This is a genomic window from Pseudomonas sp. EA_65y_Pfl1_P113 (assembly GCF_963970525.1).
In the GTDB taxonomy this organism is placed as follows: Bacteria; Pseudomonadota; Gammaproteobacteria; order Pseudomonadales; family Pseudomonadaceae; genus Aquipseudomonas; species Aquipseudomonas tritici.
Genome location: NZ_CAXAQM010000640.1, coordinates 1 through 440, shown reverse-complemented (window position 1 = coordinate 440; position 440 = coordinate 1). Strand labels below are relative to the sequence as shown.

Here is a 440-nt window from a genome sequence, read left to right as displayed (position 1 = left end):
CGAAAAACAGTCCCGGATCACCGCTATGGTCACGACGCGGCTGGCAGCGATCGCCAATCCGCTAATGAATCGCATCGCCAGCAAAAGCGCGAAACTGTTAGCAAGCCCGGCCAGCAGATTGCACACAATGTACCCGATCAGGCCCGCGATCAGCACCGGCCGACGCCCGAAACGATCGGTCAGCGGCCCGTGGATCAATTGCCCGATCCCCAGCCCAACCACGAACACCGTCAAAATCAACGGGCCGTCGACAATCGCATCCACCCCCAGCCGACGTGCGATATCCGGCAAGGCCGGCAACATCGTATCGATCCCGAGCGCGCCGAGCGAAATGAGCGCCGCGATCAGAGGCACGAACTCCACCAGGCGAATTGGCGGCGAGTCCTGCACAGAGGTGTCGGTAGAAACAGGCATGCCGTTCCCAATGCCCGAGCCCGCCG

The 440-nt window shown here is 62.3% G+C and carries 1 protein-coding gene; it reads right to left on the bottom strand.

Features of this window, described 5'->3' with window-relative positions; translation table 11 throughout:
* On the bottom strand, nt 1–414 hold a 414-nt coding region (locus AACY52_RS31505; RefSeq protein ID WP_339561579.1), incomplete at its 3' end, for an MFS transporter.
* Between the last annotated feature and the right edge of the window lie 26 nt (nt 415–440).